This window comes from Mycolicibacterium sarraceniae (assembly GCF_010731875.1).
GTDB lineage: Bacteria > Actinomycetota > Actinomycetes > Mycobacteriales > Mycobacteriaceae > Mycobacterium > Mycobacterium sarraceniae.
The window spans coordinates 3,301,374-3,317,596 of the sequence record NZ_AP022595.1; the positions used below are offsets into that span (position 1 = coordinate 3,301,374).

The 16,223-nt window shown below is 67.4% G+C and carries 17 protein-coding genes; 10 read left to right on the plus strand and 7 right to left on the minus strand.

Annotation, left to right across the window (positions count from 1 at the left end; translation table 11 throughout):
- Nucleotides 1-90: 90 nt before the first annotated feature.
- Both G6N13_RS16480 and ppgK read right to left on the minus strand, forming a co-directional pair.
- Nucleotides 91-1,602: an RNA polymerase sigma factor gene (locus G6N13_RS16480; RefSeq protein WP_407663742.1), complete on the minus strand. Its 1,512-nt coding sequence runs from the start codon at nucleotides 1,600-1,602 to the stop codon at nucleotides 91-93.
- A gap of 169 nt (nucleotides 1,603-1,771) precedes the next feature.
- Nucleotides 1,772-2,551, minus strand: coding sequence for a polyphosphate--glucose phosphotransferase (gene ppgK, locus G6N13_RS16485; RefSeq protein ID WP_163698671.1), 780 nt, complete (start codon nucleotides 2,549-2,551; stop codon nucleotides 1,772-1,774).
- 81 nt (nucleotides 2,552-2,632) lie between these two features.
- Here ppgK and G6N13_RS16490 point away from each other — a divergent pair, with 81 nt between their 5' ends.
- Nucleotides 2,633-3,493, plus strand: coding sequence for an inositol monophosphatase family protein (locus tag G6N13_RS16490; protein ID WP_163698673.1), 861 nt, complete (start codon nucleotides 2,633-2,635; stop codon nucleotides 3,491-3,493).
- A gap of 20 nt (nucleotides 3,494-3,513) precedes the next feature.
- Here the strand turns inward: G6N13_RS16490 and cei are convergent, their stop codons facing one another.
- Complete coding sequence (gene cei, locus G6N13_RS16495) at nucleotides 3,514-4,164, minus strand: envelope integrity protein Cei (protein WP_163698675.1); 651 nt, start codon at nucleotides 4,162-4,164, stop codon at nucleotides 3,514-3,516.
- 168 nt (nucleotides 4,165-4,332) lie between these two features.
- Between cei and G6N13_RS16500 the strand changes: the two genes are divergently transcribed.
- Nucleotides 4,333-4,635 (plus strand): DUF4193 domain-containing protein, encoded by a 303-nt coding sequence (locus tag G6N13_RS16500; RefSeq protein WP_163698678.1) that lies wholly within the window; start codon nucleotides 4,333-4,335, stop codon nucleotides 4,633-4,635.
- 9 nt (nucleotides 4,636-4,644) lie between these two features.
- On the opposite strand, the gene G6N13_RS16505 is transcribed toward G6N13_RS16500, so the two are convergent.
- Nucleotides 4,645-5,121, minus strand: coding sequence for a DUF3093 domain-containing protein (locus tag G6N13_RS16505; protein ID WP_170310454.1), 477 nt, complete (start codon nucleotides 5,119-5,121; stop codon nucleotides 4,645-4,647).
- A 25-nt stretch (nucleotides 5,122-5,146) separates the two neighbouring features.
- On the opposite strand from G6N13_RS16505, the gene dut reads away from it, so the two are divergent.
- Together dut and G6N13_RS16515 are read left to right on the plus strand one after the other, a co-directional pair.
- Entirely contained in the window at nucleotides 5,147-5,611 is a 465-nt protein-coding gene (gene dut, locus G6N13_RS16510) for a dUTP diphosphatase (RefSeq protein ID WP_163698682.1), read from the plus strand.
- Complete coding sequence (locus G6N13_RS16515) at nucleotides 5,611-6,411, plus strand: DUF3710 domain-containing protein (RefSeq protein WP_163698685.1); 801 nt, start codon at nucleotides 5,611-5,613, stop codon at nucleotides 6,409-6,411. Before dut ends, G6N13_RS16515 begins: the two co-directional genes overlap by 1 nt.
- On the opposite strand, the gene G6N13_RS16520 is transcribed toward G6N13_RS16515, so the two are convergent.
- On the minus strand, nucleotides 6,408-7,127 hold the full coding sequence (locus tag G6N13_RS16520) for an alpha/beta fold hydrolase (RefSeq protein ID WP_163698687.1): 720 nt from the start codon (nucleotides 7,125-7,127) through the stop codon (nucleotides 6,408-6,410). The genes G6N13_RS16515 and G6N13_RS16520 overlap by 4 nt on opposite strands.
- Before the next feature lie 142 nt (nucleotides 7,128-7,269).
- Between G6N13_RS16520 and G6N13_RS16525 the strand changes: the two genes are divergently transcribed.
- The gene (locus tag G6N13_RS16525) at nucleotides 7,270-7,641 is read left to right on the plus strand and encodes an OB-fold nucleic acid binding domain-containing protein (RefSeq protein ID WP_163698689.1); all 372 of its coding nucleotides are present in this window, start codon (nucleotides 7,270-7,272) and stop codon (nucleotides 7,639-7,641) included.
- Nucleotides 7,638-8,339, plus strand: coding sequence for a DUF3159 domain-containing protein (locus tag G6N13_RS16530; protein WP_163698691.1), 702 nt, complete (start codon nucleotides 7,638-7,640; stop codon nucleotides 8,337-8,339). Before G6N13_RS16525 ends, G6N13_RS16530 begins: the two co-directional genes overlap by 4 nt.
- On the opposite strand, the gene G6N13_RS16535 is transcribed toward G6N13_RS16530, so the two are convergent.
- Nucleotides 8,329-9,012 carry a potassium channel family protein gene (locus G6N13_RS16535; RefSeq protein ID WP_163698693.1) on the minus strand — a complete coding sequence of 228 codons (684 nt, stop codon included), beginning with the start codon at nucleotides 9,010-9,012 and terminating at the stop codon, nucleotides 8,329-8,331. The two genes, G6N13_RS16530 and G6N13_RS16535, sit on opposite strands and share 11 nt — an antisense overlap.
- Nucleotides 9,012-9,689 carry a potassium channel family protein gene (locus G6N13_RS16540; RefSeq protein ID WP_163698695.1) on the minus strand — a complete coding sequence of 226 codons (678 nt, stop codon included), beginning with the start codon at nucleotides 9,687-9,689 and terminating at the stop codon, nucleotides 9,012-9,014. Before G6N13_RS16540 ends, G6N13_RS16535 begins: the two co-directional genes overlap by 1 nt.
- A 78-nt stretch (nucleotides 9,690-9,767) precedes the next feature.
- Between G6N13_RS16540 and G6N13_RS16545 the strand changes: the two genes are divergently transcribed.
- Genes G6N13_RS16545 through dxs form a run of 4 tightly spaced genes read left to right on the plus strand, consistent with a single transcriptional unit; the run spans nucleotide 9,768 to nucleotide 16,217 of the window.
- Nucleotides 9,768-11,771: an APC family permease gene (locus tag G6N13_RS16545; protein WP_179964996.1), complete on the plus strand. Its 2,004-nt coding sequence runs from the start codon at nucleotides 9,768-9,770 to the stop codon at nucleotides 11,769-11,771.
- Nucleotides 11,746-12,966, plus strand: a complete 1,221-nt coding sequence (locus G6N13_RS16550; RefSeq protein ID WP_163698699.1) for a class I SAM-dependent RNA methyltransferase — start codon at nucleotides 11,746-11,748, stop codon at nucleotides 12,964-12,966. The genes G6N13_RS16545 and G6N13_RS16550 overlap by 26 nt, the downstream gene beginning before the upstream one ends.
- A 1-nt stretch (nucleotide 12,967) precedes the next feature.
- On the plus strand, nucleotides 12,968-14,269 hold the full coding sequence (gene nhaA / locus G6N13_RS16555; protein ID WP_163698701.1) for a Na+/H+ antiporter NhaA: 1,302 nt from the start codon (nucleotides 12,968-12,970) through the stop codon (nucleotides 14,267-14,269).
- 28 nt (nucleotides 14,270-14,297) lie between these two features.
- On the plus strand, nucleotides 14,298-16,217 hold the full coding sequence (gene dxs, locus G6N13_RS16560; RefSeq protein WP_163698704.1) for a 1-deoxy-D-xylulose-5-phosphate synthase: 1,920 nt from the start codon (nucleotides 14,298-14,300) through the stop codon (nucleotides 16,215-16,217).
- The last annotated feature ends 6 nt before the right edge of the window (nucleotides 16,218-16,223 follow it).

Consider the following 16,223-nt stretch of genomic DNA (forward strand, 5'->3'; position numbering starts at 1 on the left):
CGAATATCTTGACTTAGAGCGCTGTGCGTGTCTACTATTTCTGGACTGACCAGCAAACATGCAGGTCAGGACCGTTAACCGGAGTGTCGCTCAGTCCAGGTAGTCGCGCAGCACCTGGGAACGGCTGGGGTGGCGCAGCTTGCTCATGGTCTTGCTCTCGATCTGACGGATCCGCTCACGGGTGACCCCGTAGACCTGACCGATCTCGTCGAGCGTGCGGGGCTGACCATCGGTCAGGCCGAACCGCAGCCGGACCACGCCGGCTTCACGCTCAGACAGCGTCTCGAGCACCGACTGCAGTTGATCCTGTAGCAGGGTGAAGCTCACCGCGTCCACGGCCACCACAGCCTCGGAGTCCTCGATGAAATCGCCCAGCTGGCTGTCGCCCTCGTCGCCGATGGTCTGGTCCAGCGAGATCGGCTCACGCGCGTACTGCTGGATCTCCAGCACCTTCTCTGGCGTGATGTCCATTTCCTTGGCCAGCTCTTCGGGGGTGGGCTCGCGGCCCAGATCCTGAAGCAGCTCACGCTGGATACGACCGAGCTTGTTGATGACCTCGACCATGTGCACCGGGATACGGATGGTGCGGGCCTGGTCGGCCATGGCCCGGGTGATCGCCTGACGAATCCACCAGGTGGCGTACGTGGAGAACTTGTAGCCCTTGGTGTAGTCGAACTTCTCCACCGCGCGGATCAGACCGAGGTTGCCCTCCTGGATCAGATCCAGGAACGCCATGCCGCGGCCGGTGTAGCGCTTGGCCAGCGACACCACTAGACGCAGGTTCGCTTCCAGCAGATGGTTTTTCGCACGATCGCCGTCGCGGCAAATCCACTGCATATCGCGGCGTTGCTGCACGGGCAGCTTCTCGCCCTTGTCGGTCTTCTCGGCCATCAGCTGCGTGGCGTAGAGGCCGGCTTCGATCCGCTTGGCGAGCTCGACCTCCTCCTCGGCGTTGAGCAGCGCGACCTTGCCGATCTGCTTGAGGTAGGCGCGAACCGAGTCGGCCGATGCGGTCAGCTCGGCGTCTTTGCGGGCCTGCCGCAGCGCCTCGGACTCCTCTTCGTCCCAGACGAAGTCGCCGGAGGCCTTGTCCTTTTCGGACGGCTCGGAGATGTCCTCGTCTTCGCCTGCGGTGGCGGGGGCCTTCTTCGGGGCGGCGGTCGCTTCCTCGCCGTCCTCGTCGGCAGCTTCCTCGGTGTCCTCGGTGTCGTCGACGACTACTTCGAGATCGTCGAGCTCCAGGTCGTCTTCGACGACGTCGATTTCGGGTTCGCCGTCGAGATCGGTGTCGACATCCTCATCGGTGCCAGCCTCGGCACTGCCGTCGGCCGCGGTCTCCTTCTTGGCGCGACCGACAGCGGCCGGCACCTTCTTCGCAGGAGCCTTGGTGGCGCGGGCCTTGGCGGGGGCGTCCGCGCCGCCGATGATCTCGGAGTCGTCGGCTCCCGCAGCGGCCGCGCGCGGCGCGGCCTTGGTGACGCGCTTGGTGGGCGCGGGACCGTTGGCGGCCTTGGCTGCAGGCTTCTTTGCGGGAGTCTTGGTGGCGGTGCGCTTCACCGGCTCGTCGGTTGCCGGGCTTGCTTTGGTCGCTGCCACGTACACCCTTTCGGTCGTGCTGGCTCGCGGTGGGCGCGGGGCTCCACCGAAAGCGTCGGCTATGAGGACTGTTGGCGTGGATCTCGGTTGCGGATTCTCGCCGCTATCCGGTAGGCGGCCGCCGTCGACCATTGTAACGACAGTTGAGAGCCGCTACCGCGCCGAGCGGCGAAAATCAGCGTGTGGCGTCAGCGTGGGCGGCCATTGCTGCGCCCACGATGCCCGCCTCGTTCAGGAGTTCCGCGGCCACCACCGGAGTCCGATTCTTCAGTAGCGGGATCCACTTGTCGGCCTTGCGGCTGATACCGCCGCCGGCGATGAACAGATCAGGCCAGATCGCATTCTCGATGCTGACCAGTACTTTTGTGACTTCCTCGGTCCAGCGTTCGTAGCTCCAGTCCTTGCGTTCCTTCGCCGAGGAGGCAGCGCGGTGCTCGGCCTCTTTGCCGCCCACCTCCAGGTGGCCGAACTCGGTGTTGGGCAGCAGCTGACCGTTGTGAATCACGGCCGAGCCAATTCCGGTGCCGAAGGTGAGCAGCACGATGACGCCGTCCTTATTGCGTCCGGCGCCGTGACGCTGCTCGGCCAGGCCGGCGGCGTCGGCATCGTTGAGGACGGTGACACGCTGACCGCCCAGCGCGCCGCTGATGACCTCGGCGGCGTTGGTGCCGATCCAGCCTTTGTCGACATTGGCCGCGGTCTGCACCACGCCGTTGACCACCACCCCGGGGTAGGTGACGCCGAGCGGGCCGGTCCAGTCGAAGTGGCGGACCACCTCGGCGATCGTCGCGGCCACCGCTTCCGGGGTGGACGGTTGTGGGGTGGGCACCTTGAAGCGCTCGCCGATGAGTTGGCCGGTATCGAGATCGACGACGCCGCCCTTGACTCCGCTGCCACCGACATCGACGCCAAAGCCGCAATTCTGTCCAGGGGTGGGGGATTCGGTCTTGGGCATGGGCTGCTCCTCGGCGAGGCGGGGGGTTCGCGCGATTGCCCACACTAGTGGCTGCGCGCCGGTCTGTGCTGCGATAGTCCGGTGACCGACAGCCGGCCTGAGCAATTGCGGGTGGTGGCCGAGCAGTTGGCCGCCGAAGCCGGCGCCTTCGTCCGCAGGCGCCGGGCGGAGCTTCTCGGCGACGGAGAGGACATGATCCCGGCGTCGGCCCACGCTGGGTTGGTCCAAACCAAGAGCACGCCGACCGACCCGGTGACGATCGTCGACACCGAAACCGAACTGCTGCTGCGAGATCGACTGGGCGCGCTGCGGCCGGCCGACGCGATCCTCGGCGAGGAAGGCGGCGGGCCGGCGCCCACCGCCGACGGCTCGGTCTGCTGGGTGCTCGACCCGATCGACGGAACGGTCAACTTCGTCTATGGCATTCCGGCGTACGGGATTTCGATCGCCGCACAGATCGACGGCGCGTCGGTGGCGGGTGCGGTCGCCGATGTGGTCAGTGGCGAGGTCTATTCGGCGGCGGCCGGTCACGGCGCTCACGTGCTCAGCGGCGCCCAGCGCCGGACGCTGCGCTGCAGCACGGTGACCGAGTTATCGATGGCGTTGGTGGGCACCGGATTCGGCTACGCGGCAGATCGGCGCGCCAAACAGGCGGCGTTGCTGGCCCAGTTGCTGCCGCAGGTGCGTGACGTGCGGCGGATCGGGTCGGCCGCCCTGGACCTGTGTCTGGTCGCCGCGGGCCGCCTCGACGCCCACTACGAGCACGGCCTGCACGTCTGGGACTGGGCGGCGGGTGCGCTGATCGCTGCCGAGGCGGGTGCGGTAGCGGTGCTGCCGCCCGTCGAGGACGAGGGCGGCTTGGCGGTGGCCGCCGCGCCGGGCATCGCGGCCGCACTCATCGACGCCCTGGACCGGGCCGGGGGACTGCGCCCCCTCGGATAGCTGGCCCAGCGGTAGTCGACTCAGCAGGTGCCGTTGTGGATCTTGCTGATCAGCGCCGAGTCGGCGGGTGCGGTGGCGTCCGGGCGCAGGCCGGCCAGGACGGCGTCGATATCGTCGCTGTGCGCCAGGGTGGTGAAGTCGGTGCCGATCGATAGGTCGACCGAGTCGTCCTTGCGGTCGTCCTGGAAGAGTTCGACGCAGGGCGCCACCAGCCACACCGCGGCCGCGGCGGCCCGGCCGCTGGAACCGAAGCGGATCTGCCCCTGGCAGGTCAGCCGCGTGCTGGCGTAGATCGGGTCGTTGGCCGCGGTGGGCTGGGCGAAGCCGACGTCCCGCAGAGCGCCGGCTACCTCACCGGCCTGCCCGCTCTGGCCGCTGGCGTTGAGCACCCTGATCTTGGTGTCGACGAGCTTGGCCGGGGAGACATCGAGCATCGAGGCGTGCGACACCTGCTGGCCGAGTGTGGGGGCACCCGGATCGGCCGCGGGCGGGGGCGGGTTGCAGGCCGCTGCCTCCCGCACATCGACCGGGCGGGTCAGCACAAAAGCCCACACCACCGCGGTAATGGCGAACATGACACCAAGGGCGATGATGCCGGGCAGGTAGTTGCGCCGACGGAACGGACGACCGTTCTTGTCGAAGGCCGTGCCCTCGGTGATGTGAGCGACCACGGATGCACTCTAGAGGCACCTGATGGGTGCCGGCCGAACACGCCCGTCGATTCAGATCAATCTATGTGATGTAAATCACACCCAAATATGGCCGATCTTGGCACGAATCGTTTGGCGGATCCGTTCGACGCTGATACAAAGCCATGCTGAGGTTTGGAGGGCACAACGATGGCTACCGATTACGACGCGCCACGGCGCACTGAGACCGATGAGCTGTCCGAGGACTCGCTCGAGGAGCTGAAGGCTCGCCGCAATGAGGCGCAGTCGGCGGTTGTCGATGTCGACGAAACCGATTCCGCGGAGAATTTCGAGCTGCCCGGCGCGGATCTGTCTGGCGAAGAGCTCTCGGTACGAGTGGTTCCCAAGCAGGCCGACGAGTTCACCTGCTCGAGCTGTTTCCTGGTGCATCACCGCAGCCGGCTGGCCAGCGATAAGAACGGCGTGCTGATCTGTACCGACTGCGCGGCCTGACGGCGCACGTCAGCTTCGCAACGCTGAAAGCACCCGATCTGGGTGTCGGGCGCTGACCAGCCAGTACGGCGTCGGATCGTCGGGATCGTCGAGCACAACCAAGACCAATGGCCCGACCCAGCCACGATGCAGCACGTAGGCGGCCGGATCGAGCTGGCGGCCTAGAGCCGCTGACTTCGCCGTTCGCGGGATCTTGGCCGAGCGGGACACCACCGATGTCGGCAGATGGGCTTGACCTGCCCACAGCTGCGTCTCGGCGCCATCGGTGACGACGCGCACCTCGGTACGGCTCAGCCACAGCAGCACACCCGCCGCGACCGCGCCGAGCAGCGTGTAGGGCAGCCAGATGGGCAGGGTGCGCACACCCATGGTGACTTCCTTGGCGATCAACGCCGCCACCGCTAGAGCGAGCGGCCACCACCACCACGGCACCCATAGCCGCTCGCGGTACCGCACGGTTTGCGAGGTCACACGCGAACCAGACACGGGGCCAAGGGTAGTCTGTGCCATCGTGCCAATCAGTCTCGCGGTGGTTCGCCTCGACCGCGATCTCCCGATGCCCAGTCGCGCCCACGATGGCGACGCGGGCGCGGATTTGTTTAGTGCCGAAGACATCGACCTCGCGCCCGGTCATCGTGCTCTGGTGCGCACCGGGATCGCCGTGGCGATCCCGCACGGCATGGTCGGTCTGGTCCATCCGCGCTCCGGTTTGGCTGCGCGCGTAGGACTTTCGATTGTAAACAGCCCCGGCACGATCGACGCCGGCTATCGCGGCGAAGTCAAGATTTCCGTGATCAACCTCGACCCCGTTACGCCGATCACCATCCGGCGCGGTGACCGCATTGCCCAATTGCTGGTCCAGCGGGTCGAACTTCCAGAGCTGGTCGAGGTGGCCTCGTTCGACGAGGCCGGACTGGCTGACACCACTCGTGGCGAGGGCGGCCACGGATCCTCCGGCGGACATGCGAGTTTGTGATGGCATTCGGCAGACGTAAGAACGAACCTCAGGTCAAGGCGGAGGACAAGCCCGAAGACGGCGCTGACGCCACGGAGATCACCGAGGCGGCCGCGGCCGACGAGCCCGACGATGACGTCGACGGCGACTTCGAGGGCGGGCCATTCGATGTCGAGGATTTCGACAACCCCGACCACGCCGCGGAAGCACGGCTCGACCTCGGTTCGGTGCTGGTCCCGATGCCGGCGGGTGGCCAGATTCAGGTGGAGCTGAACGAGCAGGGCGTGCCGAGCGCGGTGTGGGTGGTCACGTCCAACGGCCGGTTCACCATCGCCGCCTACGCGGCGCCGAAGTCGCCCGGCCTGTGGCGCGAAGTGGCCAAGGAGCTGGCCGACTCCCTGCGCAAGGACAACGCCCAGGTGTCCATCGAGACCGGTCCCTGGGGCCGTGAGGTGGTGGGCACCGGTGCGGGCGTAGTGCGGTTCATTGGGGTCGACGGCTACCGCTGGATGATCCGCTGCGTGGTCAACGGCGCCCCCGAAGCCATGTCGAACCTGGTCGCCGAAGCACGAGAAGCGTTGGCCGACACCGTCGTCCGGCGAGGTGAGACCCCGTTGCCGGTGCGTACCCCGCTGCCGGTCAACCTGCCCGAGCCGATGCTCGAGCAGTTGCGTCAGGCCGCCGCTCAGCAGGCTCAGATGGCGGCCGCCCAGCAGGCGCTGGTGCAGGAGCAGCAGGCGCAGAGCCAGCCGCCGAGCGAGCGGCGCAGCGCGTCGGGATCGGCCATGCAGCAGCTGCGCAGCACCAGCACGGGCGGCTAGCTCGTCCCGGCTGAGCCTGCCGCGTCTTCCAGTGCCGCCAAACACGCCGCGCCCAGCACGGACGGCTCGGGACCGAAATCATCCAGGCTGACCGTCCGCAGCGCGGCGCGCGGCGCTGCCGACGCCCATTCCAGCGCCACCTCAAGGGGATGGATCGGGTCGTCGGATGCGCCCACCACGCCCATCGGCGCGCTCAGCCGTTCCAATTCGGCGACGCTCGGCGCGATATAGCCGGCGGCTTCTTCCATCGCGTCGGGCAATTCGGGCCACTGGCCCAGCCAGCTGCGGGTGAGCTCGTCGGCCAGCCAGGCCGGACTGGACGCCCGCATCTGCGCCGTGGTGGCGACCAAACCCACGGTGCGCAACTGGTGGGCGGTGTGCCGGGCCGATAACGCGGCGGGCGCCGACGGGGCGGCGCCGGTCCAGGCCGGCAGCGCGGCCAGCACCCCGACCACGTGGCTCGGGTGCGCCAACGCCCACGCGAGCGTCACCGCGGCTCCGATGGACACCCCGCCGACGATGATCGGCCCCTGACGAGCGGCGTTATCGAGCGCGTCGAGGTAGCCGGCGACCAGCCGGGCCGGCTGCGGCGGCGGCGTCGTCACCAACGCACCGACCCCGTGCAGCGGCCCAGCGAAGGCCCGGTAGACGTAGTCGTCGTCGGAACCCGTCCCGGCCAGAAGCACCGCTGTGGCGCCGCGGAGTGTGATGGTCATCTCATGATCCTGCCCGTGACGGATTGGCAATGGTCGCCGCGGGTATGCCGCATGGACCCGCGGCCACGCGCGATGGCGCCGCGGAACCAACAGGTCTACCGTTGCGTTGGCATTGTGATCCGCTGGAGCATCAGGAGAGGCCATGGCTACGGCCGAAAGTTTTGTCCGCCGTCTCACCCGTCGCTTGACGGAGAATCCTGAGCAGCGCGATGTCGAAGAACTCACCGATGAGGCCGCCCAGACCGGCGCGCAGCGAGCCATCGATTGTCAGCGCGGCCAAGAGGTCACCATGGTGGGCACCCTGCGCAGTGTGGACATGAACGCCAAAGGCTGCGCCGGTGGAGTGCGCGCCGAGCTGTTCGACGGCACCGACACCGTGACGCTGGTATGGCTGGGGCAGCGCCGCATCCCGGGCATCGAATCGGGTCGCGCCCTGCGTGTGCGCGGTCGGCTGGGCACGCTGGAGGGCGGCACCAAGGCCATCTACAACCCGCATTACGAGATTCAGACTTGAGCCTTCCCGTCGAAGATAGCGATCGCTCCCCGGATTCCCTAGAGCCGGACGCCCTCGAGCCGACGCCTGCCGAGAAGACCCCGGCCCAGGCGCTGCTGGCTCAGATGGGTGGGGTCAGCGGACTGATCTATTCGGCCCTGCCGGTCGCCGTGCTGGTTCCGGTGAACACCGCGTGGGGTCTGGTGCCCGCGATCTCTGCGGCACTGGGCGTCGCCGCCCTGATCCTGGTGTGGCGCCTGATCCGCCGCGACTCCGTACAGCCCGCGATCTCCGGTTTCATCGGCGTCGGGATCAGTGCGCTGATCGCCTGGCTGGTCGGGGCGTCGAAAGGCTACTTCCTGCTGGGCATCTGGACGTCGCTGATCTGGGCGGCGGTCTTCGCGGTGTCCGTGCTGATCCGCCGGCCCATCGTGGGTTACGCCTGGAGCTGGATTCAAAGCCATGACCGCAGCTGGCGCAGCAGCCGCCGTGCCGTCATTGCTTTCGATATCGCGACGGTCACGTGGGTGCTGGTGTTCGCCTCCCGATTCGTGGTGCAGCGTCACCTCTACGACCTTGACCAGACCGGCTGGCTGGGGGTGGCCCGCATCGCGATGGGCTGGCCGTTGACCGGCGTGGCCGCGCTGGTCACCTACCTGGCGATCCGCGTCGCGCAGAAGGCGGTCCACGCGGCTCAGGCCGGCGACACTAGCCCGTAGCGGCCGATAGCACCGTCGTGCGCAGTTCGTCTTCCACCTCAGGGGCCGCGACGAACAACAGCTCGTCACCGCCTTCCAGCGGTTCGTCGGCTTCGGGCACGATCACCCTCGGGCCGCGCAGGATTGTCACCAGCGTGGCATCGCGCGGCAGGATCAGTTTGCGCACCGGCCGCCCGCCCCACGGGGTGTCGTCAGGCAGGGTGATCTCGACAAGGTTGGCATGACCCTGGCGGAACTGCATGAGCCGCACGAGATCGCCCACCGCGACGGCCTCTTCCACCAATGAGGCCAGCATCCGCGGTGTGGACACCGCGACGTCGACGCCCCAGGAGTCGTCGAACAGCCACTCGTTGCGGGGGTCGTTGACCCGGGCCACCACCCGCGACACCGCGAACTCGGTCTTGGCCAGCAGCGACAGCACCACATTCGCCTTGTCATCACCGGTGGCGGCGACGACGACGTCGAAATCATGCAGGTGAACCGATTCCAGCAGGCTGATCTCGCAGGCGTCACCGAGGCACCAGTGGGCGGCCGGGATCGCGTCGACATCGAGATGTTCGGCGTTGCGCTCGATGAGCGTCACCTCATGCTCGCTCTCGAGCAGCTCGCGGGCGATCGAGCGGCCGACCGCACCCGCACCGGCGATCGCCACTTTGAGCCGTTTCTCGCCCATCAGTGCCCCTCTCCGACGTCCGGGCCGGGTGGCAGCGCGGCGATCGCCAGCGCTTCGGCGGCGCGCCCCGACACCGCCGCGATGTAGACCTGGTCGCCGGCCTGCACGACGGTCTTGGGCTCGGGCAGGATGCCGGTGCCGAACCGGATCACGAAGGCGACCCGCGCGGCGGTGGCTACCTCCAGAGAGGTCAGCCGATGCCCGACCCAGCCTTCGTGCAGTGTGGCTTCCGCAACGGCCATCGTGCCGGTCGGATCACGCCATTTGGCCGTCTCGGTGTCGCGCACGAGCGCGTTGAGCAGCCGATCGGTGGTCCAGGGCACCGTCGCCACCGTGGGGATGCCGAGCCGCTCGTAAACCGCGGCCCGCTTGGCGTCGTAGATCCGCGCGACGACCCGCTGTACCCCGAACGTCTCGCGGGCCAGCCGTGCGGAGATGATGTTGGAGTTATCGCCGGAGGAGACCGCGGCGAAAGCGTCGGCGCCTTCGATTCCCGCGCGCAGCAGCACTTCTCGGTCGAATCCCATACCGAGCACCCGCTCGCCGGAGAAGTCCGGCGACAGCCGGTGAAACGCCGTCGCATCCCGGTCGATGACGGCCACCTGATGGCCGATCCGGGACAGCGCGTCGGCCAGCGAGGCGCCTACTCGGCCGCATCCCATCACCACTACCCGCACCTGGCGTCCTCTCGACTTCGCTGCGCGCCGACCCGACCGTACGGGGAACGCTACAGCCAAACCGCCATGGGCCTACTCTTGGCACTCGTGTCTAAGCTTTCGACCGCCGCCCGTCGGCTGGTCCTAGGGCAGCCGTTCCGCAGCGACAAGCTCGCGCACACGCTGCTGCCAAAGCGCATTGCCTTGCCGGTCTTCGCCTCCGATGCCATGTCATCGGTGGCCTACGCACCCGAGGAAATCTTTCTGGTGCTTTCGGTGGCGGGTCTGTCGGCCTATGCGATGGCGCCCTGGATCGGCGTCATGGTCGCGCTGGTCATGCTCGTGGTGGTGGCCTCCTACCGGCAGAACGTGCACGCGTACCCCTCCGGCGGCGGCGATTACGAGGTGGTGACCACCAATCTGGGGCCGACAGCGGGCCTGACGGTGGCCAGCGCGCTATTGGTCGACTACGTGCTGACGGTCGCGGTGTCGATGGCCTCGGCGATGTCGAACATCGGGTCGGCGGTCCCGTTCATCGCCCAGCACAAAGTGTGGTTCGCTGTTGTGGCCATCGTGCTCCTGACGGCGGCCAACCTGCGCGGTATCCGGGAGTCGGGCACCGCGTTCGCGATTCCGACCTATGCCTTCATCGTCGGGATGTTCATCATGCTGATCTGGGGCTTCTTCCAGATCTACGTGCTTGGTGACAATCTGCAGGCCGAGTCGGCCAAGTTCTCGATGCACTCCGAGCACGGCGACGTCATGGGTTTCGCGATGGTCTTCCTTGTGGCGCGGGCGTTTTCGTCGGGCTGTGCCGCGCTGACCGGCGTGGAGGCGATCAGCAATGGCGTGCCGGCGTTCCGCAAGCCCAAGTCCAAGAACGCCGCGACCACGCTGCTGCTGCTGGGGACGATCGCGGTCGCGCTGCTGATCGGCATCATCGTGCTGGCGACCAAGATCGGCGTGAAGATCGCCGAACGGCCGGAGGAGCAACTCGGTGGGGCGCCGGCCAACTATCACCAGAAGACGCTGGTGGCTCAGCTCGCCGAGACGGTGTTCGCCGGTTTCCCCTTGGGTCTGTGGCTGATCGCTGGTGCGACCGCGCTGATCCTGGTACTGGCTGCCAACACCGCCTTCAACGGATTCCCGGTGCTCGGCTCGATCCTGGCCCAGGACCGCTACCTGCCGCGCCAGCTGCACACCCGCGGTGACCGGCTGGCTTTCTCCAACGGCATCTTGTTCCTGGCGGCGGCCGCGATCGCGTTCGTGGTCGCATTCAACGCCGAAGTCACCGCGCTGATCCAGCTCTACATCGTGGGTGTGTTCGTATCGTTCACACTGAGCCAGATCGGCATGGTCCGGCACTGGACGCGGCACCTGCGTACCGAGACCGACCCGCGGATGCGCCGGCACATGATGCGCTCACGGGTGATCAACACCATCGGCTTCATCGCCACCGGTGCCGTCCTGATCGTCGTCCTGGTCACCAAGTTCGTCGCCGGTGCCTGGATAGCAATCCTGGCCATGTCAAGCCTTTTCGTGTTGATGAAGGCGATCCGCAAGCATTACGACACGGTGGCGCGCGAGCTGGCCGAGCAGGAGGCCGAACAGGGCGAGGTGATCTTGCCCAGCCGCAACCACGCCGTCGTGCTGGTCTCCAAGCTGCACATGCCGACGCTGCGGGCGTTGTCCTACGCCAGGGCAACCCGGCCCGACGTGCTGGAGGCCATCACCGTCAACGTTGACGATTCCGAAACCCGTCAGCTGGTGCACAAATGGGCGGACAGTGACATCACTGTCCCGCTGAAAGTCGTTGCCTCCCCGTACCGTGAGGTCACCCGACCGGTGCTGGACTACGTCAAGCGGATCAGTAAGGAAGCCCCGCGCACGGTGGTGACGGTGTTCATCCCCGAGTACGTCGTCGGCCATTGGTGGGAGCAGGTGCTGCACAACCAGAGTGCGTTGCGGCTCAAGGGCCGGCTGCTGTTCATGCCCAACGTGATGGTGACTTCGGTTCCGTGGCAACTCAATTCGTCGGAGCGGGTGCATGATTTGGAGGCGCAGAACGCACCCGGCGATGTGCGCCGAGGATTCCTGGAGTGAATCAACAGTGACGCAGGGGGATGCGGTCGAGCTGGTGCTCACCACCGGCGCGGCCGCCAACGGGGGCAGTTGCGTGGCACGCCATGAAGGGCGTGTCGTGTTCGTGCGCTACGCCTTGCCGAACGAAGTGGTGCGGGCCCGGGTGACAGGTGACCGCGGATCCTATTGGCACGCTGAGGCAATCGAGATCCACGAACCGTCTCCGGACCGGGTGGAATCCTTGTGCGAGATCGCCGGTGTCGGCAAGGCAGGCTGCTGCGACCTGGCTTTCGCGAGGCCCGAGGCCGCTCGTGTTCTCAAGGGTCAGGTGGTGGCCAATCAGCTGGCCCGCCTCGGTGACTTCGCCTGGGAGGGGGTGGCCGAACCACTCGGTGACGGCGCAGCCCGTGGCTGGCGCACCCGGGTGAGGCTGGCCGTGGATGCCGCAGGCCACGCGGGATTTCACCGCTACCACAGTGCCGAACTGGTCACCGACCTGCGCTGCGGTCAGCTGCGCGACGGCTTGATCGACGGTCTGGACGGACCGCGCTGGAAGCCCGGCGATCAGATCCACGTGGTCGCCGACGACGACGACACCCGGCATGTGGTGTGTAACAACAAGCAGCAGCGGCGCGGTCACCGCGCTGAGGGTGAATTCGAGTCGGTGCAGCGCGTGGGGGGCCGGGCCTGGCAGGTGCCGGTGACCGGGTTCTGGCAGTCGCACCGCGACGCCGCGACGACCTACAGCGCGTTGGTTGGCGGCTGGGCGCAAGGCATAGCGGGTTCGACGGCGTGGGATCTATATGGCGGCGCTGGCTTGTTCGCCGCGGTGCTTGCCGACGCGGTGGGCGACGGCGGCCGGGTGCTGACGGTGGACACCTCACGGGCGGCCTCCGGCGCGGCGCGTGCCGCACTGGCCGACCTGCCCGGGGTCGAGGTGCTCACCGATTCGGTGCGCCGGGCGCTGACCGCGCAGCGCAAGGGCGCCGATATCGCCGTGCTTGACCCCCCGCGCTCGGGCGCCGGACGCGAGATCATCGACCTGCTCGCCGAGGCCGGGGTGCCGCGGGTGATCCACATCGGCTGCGAGGCCGCATCCTTCTCCCGTGACATCGGCCTGTACCGGGCCCGCGGCTACACCGTCGAACAGATCCGGGTATTCGACTCGTTCCCGCTGACGCACCACGTCGAGTGCGTGGCGCTACTGGTGCGGTGAGATGCGTCACTCCTTATTCGCCAGAGGGTCGTGGTCGGAGACCTCGCGTACCTCGTCGATCCTGCGCAAGGAGACCGTCGGCGGGGTGTTGCTGCTGCTGGCCGCCGCGATCGCCCTGTTCTGGGCCAACTCGCCGTGGTCGGCGGCTTACGACCGCCTGGGCGACCTGCACGTCGGGACTGACCGGCTCGGGCTGCACCTGGACCTGGGCCTGGGCGACTGGGCGGCCGACGGGCTGCTGGCGATCTTCTTCTTCGTCGTTGGGCTCGAACTCAAGCGGGAGTTCGTCGCCGGCGATCTGCGTGACCCCAGCCGCGCCGCGTTGCCGATCGCCGCTGCGGTGGGTGGCATGGTCGTACCGGCAGCCATCTACGTAGCCTTCACGGTGCACGAGGGTGGCGGCGCCACCCGCGGCTGGGCCATCCCGACCGCCACCGATATCGCGTTCGCGGTCGCCGTGCTGGCCGTCCTGTCGACCCACCTGCCCGGGGCCCTGCGCACGTTTCTGCTCACGCTGGCTGTCGTCGACGACCTGCTGGCCATCACCGTGATCGCGGTGTTCTACACCGACAAGATCAACATCGTCGCGCTGCTGGTCGCGCTGATCCCGCTGGCGTTGTTCGCGGTCCTCGTCCAGCGCCGGATCAGCCCCTGGTGGCTGCTCATCCCGCTAGCGGTGCTCACGTGGGTATTCGTCCACGAGTCCGGAGTGCACGCCACGGTGGCGGGGGTGCTCCTCGGCTTCACTGTGCCGGTGCTGCGCAGTGCCGCGGCCGGCGGCCCCGACGCCGGGCCCGGACTCGCCGAGCACATTGAGCACCGGATGCGGCCGCTGTCGGCGGGCTTTGCGGTCCCGGTGTTCGCATTCTTCGCCGCCGGTGTGACGTTCGGCGGCTATCACGGTTTGATCACAGCTCTGAGTGATCCGATTGCGATGGGCATCGTGTTCGGCCTGGTCGCCGGTAAGACGGTCGGCGTGTTCGGCACCACCTGGACTCTGGCCAAACTGACCCGGGCGAGTCTGGACTCGGCACTGCGCTGGATCGACGTGTTCGGCATCTCGATGCTGGCCGGGATCGGTTTCACGGTATCCCTGCTGATCGGCGAATTAGCCTACGAACCGGGTTCGCCGCGCCATGACATCGTCAAGGTGGCGGTGCTCACCGGAAGTTTGCTGGCCGCGGTGTTCGCGGCGGTCGTACTGCGCCTGCGCAACCGGCATTACCGCAGCGTGTGGGAGCTGGAGAACCGCGACGAAGACCACGACGGTGTGCCCGACATCTACGAGTCTCATCAGGACTGACCTACGGACGGGTGCGTAGACTGGCCAAATGCTTGAACAGGTTCGCGGCCCCGCCGATCTGCAGCACCTGTCCCAAGCGCAGCTGACCGAGCTGGCGGCCGAAATTCGCCAGTTCCTGATCCACAAGGTCGCTGCCACGGGCGGACATCTCGGGCCCAACCTCGGGGTTGTCGAGCTGACGCTGGCGCTGCACCGAGTCTTCAATTCTCCGCACGACCCTCTTCTTTTCGACACCGGACACCAGGCCTACGTCCACAAGATGCTCACCGGTCGCGCGGCCGATTTCGACACGCTGCGCAAGCGTGATGGTCTGTCGGGCTACCCGTCGCGGGCCGAGAGCGAGCACGACTGGGTCGAGTCCAGCCACGCCTCGGCCGCACTGTCCTACGCCGACGGGCTGGCCAAAGCCTTCGAGTTGACCGGCCACCGCAACCGCCACGTCGTCGCGGTCGTCGGCGACGGTGCCCTCACCGGCGGCATGTGCTGGGAGGCGCTCAACAACATCGCGGCGGCGCGTCGGCCGGTCGTGATCGTCGTCAACGACAACGGGCGCTCGTACGCCCCGACCATCGGTGGTCTGGCCGATCACCTGGCCGGGTTGCGGCTGCAGCCGGGTTACGAGCGGTTCCTGGAGCGCGGCAGGGTTGCGGTGCGCGGGGTGCCGGTCGTCGGTGAGGCCTGCTATCAGGCCATGCACAGTGTGAAGGCCGGTATCAAGGACGCGTTGTCCCCGCAGGTGATGTTCACCGACCTGGGTCTGAAGTACGTCGGCCCGATCGACGGACACGACGAGCACGCGGTGGAGACCGCGTTGCGCCACGCCCGCGGTTTCAACGCCCCGGTGATCGTGCACGTGGTGACCCGTAAGGGCATGGGCTATGCGCCGGCCGAGAACGATGAGGCCGAGCAGATGCATTCCTGCGGCGTCATCGATCCCGATACCGGGCTGGCGACCACGTCCGCGGCGCCCGGCTGGACGTCGGTGTTCTCCGAATCGCTGATCTCCTATGCCGCCAAGCGTCGCGATATCGTCGCGATCACCGCCGCGATGCCCGGCCCGACCGGCTTATCGAAGTTCGGGGAACGCTTCCCGGACCGGTTGTTCGACGTCGGTATCGCCGAGCAACACGCGATGACGTCGGCCGCCGGGCTGGCGATGGGCGGGCTGCATCCGGTGGTGGCCATCTATTCGACGTTCCTCAACCGTGCTTTCGACCAGATCATGATGGACGTTGCGCTCCACAAGCTTCCCGTCACCATGGTGCTCGACCGGGCCGGAGTGACCGGCAACGACGGCGCCAGCCACAACGGTATGTGGGACCTGTCGCTGCTGAACGTCGTTCCCGGGATCCGGGTGGCGGCGCCGCGTGACGGCACCCGGCTGCGCGAGGAGCTCGGCGAGGCGCTGGAGATCAACGACGGCCCGACCGCCATCCGCTTCCCCAAAGGTGAAGTGGGCGAAGATATTCCCGCACTCGAGCGAGTGTCCGGTGGTATCGACGTCCTGGCTCGCCCGGCGGAGGGTTTGAGCAAGGATGTGCTGCTCGTCGCGGTGGGGTCATTCGCTCCGATGGCATTGAAGGTCGCCCAACGGCTGCGTAATCAGGGGATCGGGGTGACCGTCGTCGATCCGCGCTGGGTGATTCCGGTGCCTGATCCGGTTGCGCCCCTTGCCAAGTCGCACAAGCTGGTCGTCACGATGGAAGACAACGGCGTTCGGGGTGGAGTGGGCTCAGCGGTATCCGCCACGTTGCGTGCTGCCGAGATCGACGTCCCATGCCGCGATATCGCTGTGCCGCAACAGTTCTTGGATCACGCCGGCCGTGGTGAGGTGCTTGAGTCGGTCGGCCTGACCGAGCAGAACATCGCCCGCCAGGTCACTGGCTGGGTGGCCGCACTCGGTGCGATCGACGCGGACGAGCACCAGGCCAGCGAGCATCTCGACTAGCCACGT